Raw genomic sequence first — 3,030 nt, forward strand, 5'->3', positions numbered from 1 at the left:
ATGTAAGATTAAATCTCAACTATTACATCTCTCTTATTCATGCCTGTACCATACATAATAATGCTTTTATCGGCATGAGTACTACGATAATGGATTATGCAGTAATAGAAGAATATGCTTTTATTGCTGCAGGAAGTCTTGTCACACCAAAGAAGATAATTAAATCTAAAGAATTATGGATGGGTATCCCTGCAAAATTTGTTAGATATTTAACTGATCAAGATTTAGAATATATGCAAGATAACGCAAGAAATTATGTAGAACTTGCAAATGTTTATAAGATTTAGTGTCATTCCAGCAACGGCGGGAATCCAGCATAAAGCAAGATAAATCGAGCTTTTAATTTTAAAAACTTGCCGTATTTATACTTTTTTTTGGATTCCTGCTTTCGCAGGAATGACATAAGAACCATGCAACAAAGTCGCTAAAGGCAGGAATGACATACTGTACTATAAGAATTCTTAAACGCCTTAACCGTATTTTTAAGTAAAAAAGCAATAGTCATAGGTCCAATGCCACCGGGGGCGGGAGTAATATATTTTACTTTAGACTTCACATTTTCAAAATCAACATCACCGATAATCTTATTGCCGCTAATTCTATTAATTCCTACATCAATTACTATAGATTCAGGATTAAAATATTCGGCAGTGAATTTTAAAGGTGAGCCTATTGCCGCAACAACTATATCAGCTTTAGAAGTGATGGAGCTTAGATTTTGCGATTTGGAATGACAAATAGTAACACTGCAATCTTCTTGCAATAGTAAGGCACTTAGAGGTTTACCTACTATATTTGATCGTCCGACAATTACGGCGTTTTTACCGCTTAAATTCGGTTCATATTTTTTTATAACTGCAAGGCATCCAAGGGCAGTGCAGGGTACAAAGCCTTGACTATAGTCAAATGATTTGAATTCACTTCCATCGTCACTCGTCGCTCTCCTATTATCTATAGGCTTCGTCCCTTGCTCCTTGTAATTAAATCCAACTGATTTGACTATAATCCCGCTATGTAAGTAACCGACATTTAAAGGATGAAAACCATCTATATCTTTATAGGGTGATACTGCTGATAAAATTTTATTTTTATCTATGGAGCTTGGCAAAGGAAGCTGAACTATAATTCCTGAAATCTCGTTATCAAGATTTAACTCGTTGATTTTCGCTATTAAATCATCAGTATGAATAGTAGTAGATAGATTTACTAATAAAGTATCAATTCCTATTTTATGAGCATTTTTTATTTTGTTTTTTACATAAATAATGCTTGCTGGATTATCGCCTACTAGTACTATAGCAAGCTTTGGTGAAGCGTTGGTTTGACTTTTAAGTTCTTGAATTTCTAGCTTTAAATCTGCTAGTATCTCATTTGCTAACGCTTTACCGTCAATTATATTATTCACTATATTTTTATCCATAATTATAGTATAGGACAGTTTTTCACAAAGCTCTCGATGTCATTCCTACGAAAACAGGAATCCAGCATAAAGCGAGATAACCTCCGCTTTAATTTTTAAAATTTAGCATATGTATGCTTTTTAACTACTGGATTTCCGCCTACGCGGGAATGACATCGAGTACTATGATTTTTATCTTACTTCCTTTCCCCATATTTAGTAGTGGAATACTCAAAATGTAGAGCCTTGCCGTCAAATACTCTACTATAAGCGTGATGGAGGCTGCTTGCAGCTTCAGCAAAGCCCGTAAGAATCAGCTTAAGCTTACCTGTATAATGAGCAATATCTCCAATGGCGTAAATACCTTCTATATTAGTTTGATAATAGGAGTGATCTACTTCAATATGGTGAAGCTTAACATTTAAACCCCAATTTGCTAAGCTACCTAAATCTTGTTTTAAACCAAAAAACGGTAGTAATATATTTGCATCTAATTTGCGAGTGTTATTTTGTAGATCTCTAACTATAACTTCTTGAAGTTCATCGTTATTACCCTCTAAAGCATTTAGCTGATAACCGATTACTAACTCGATTTTACCGGTTTCTGCAATATGCCTTAATTGCCTTACGCTTTCAGGAGCTGCTGTAAATTTATCCCGTCTATGTACTAAATATATTTTATTTGCAATTTCCGAAAGAGAAATAGCCCAGTCAACAGCCGAATCCCCGCCGCCTGCTATAACTATATTTTTACCTGCAAATTTGCTTTTATCATTAATGAAATAAAAAACCGATTTGCCTTCAAAATCTTCAATATTTGCAAGGGGCGGTTTATTTGGACCGAATGAACCTGCTCCTGCTGCAATAATAATAACTTTGCTTTTAATAAGAGTATTTTTTGAGGTTTTAATTTCAAAAAAATCATCTTGTTTATTTAGCTCTATAGCTTGCTGATTTAAGTGATATACAGGCTTAAAAGGAGTTGCTTGAAGCTCTAACTGTTTTATTAGCTCTTCTGCTGCAATTTTAGGATAAGCCGGTATATCGTAAATAGGCTTTTCAGGGTATAGAGTAATACACTGACCTCCTATGATTTCTTGAGCATCGATAATGTGGCACTTCATCCCAAGCATTCCGGCCTGAAAAATCGTAAATAGTCCTACGGGACCTGCACCTATTATTACAACATCCGTAGTATGTGTCATATATAATATCCTGAATTTTAAAAAGGATTTTATTAGATATTGAGGAAATAATCAAATAGATATTGATTTAATATGTCCTAACTTAGCCCAACTAAGAATTTTTTGATCTCTAGTAAGTAGGGTAGCTCCAAGGCATTTTGCTGTTGCTACAATAATTCTGTCAGCCGGATCACCATGAAAATCATCCATAAGAGAAACGCTCTCAGCAGCGACCTCCGGAGAAATATCTTTAATAGATAACCCGTTGATATTTGTTATAGAATTCAGAAAATCTTTTATAGGTTCGTAAACATTAATACGCTTTTTAAAGTTAAGCATAGCTATTTCCCATAATGAAATAGAACTAAGAAATAATTTCGAATTTTCTTGAGCCAAATTGATTTTGTGTTTTATTTGTTGGTCATGCCCCCATATTGCAGTTATGCC

The 3,030-nt window shown here is 34.2% G+C and carries 3 protein-coding genes and 1 pseudogene; 1 reads left to right on the plus strand and 3 read right to left on the minus strand.

Going from position 1 to position 3,030, the window contains the following annotated elements; translation table 11 throughout:
* Positions 1-287: pseudogene (locus tag KYQ89_RS00625) on the plus strand (gamma carbonic anhydrase family protein); the annotation flags it as partial.
* A 137-nt stretch (positions 288-424) separates the two neighbouring features.
* Here KYQ89_RS00625 and KYQ89_RS00630 read toward each other — a convergent pair.
* The 3 genes from KYQ89_RS00630 to KYQ89_RS00640 form a co-directional block, all read right to left on the minus strand.
* Entirely contained in the window at positions 425-1,405 is a 981-nt protein-coding gene (locus tag KYQ89_RS00630) for a tetrahydrofolate dehydrogenase/cyclohydrolase catalytic domain-containing protein (protein ID WP_218459891.1), read from the minus strand.
* A 191-nt stretch (positions 1,406-1,596) separates the two neighbouring features.
* Positions 1,597-2,604, minus strand: coding sequence for an NAD(P)/FAD-dependent oxidoreductase (locus KYQ89_RS00635; protein WP_218459887.1), 1,008 nt, complete (start codon positions 2,602-2,604; stop codon positions 1,597-1,599).
* Positions 2,605-2,655: 51 nt separating this feature from the next.
* On the minus strand, positions 2,656-3,027 hold the full coding sequence (locus tag KYQ89_RS00640) for a type II toxin-antitoxin system VapC family toxin (RefSeq protein ID WP_371920382.1): 372 nt from the start codon (positions 3,025-3,027) through the stop codon (positions 2,656-2,658).
* Positions 3,028-3,030 lie beyond the last annotated feature (3 nt).

Origin of the sequence: Rickettsia sp. TH2014, assembly GCF_019249195.1 — a bacterium.
Lineage (GTDB): Bacteria > Pseudomonadota > Alphaproteobacteria > Rickettsiales > Rickettsiaceae > Rickettsia > Rickettsia felis.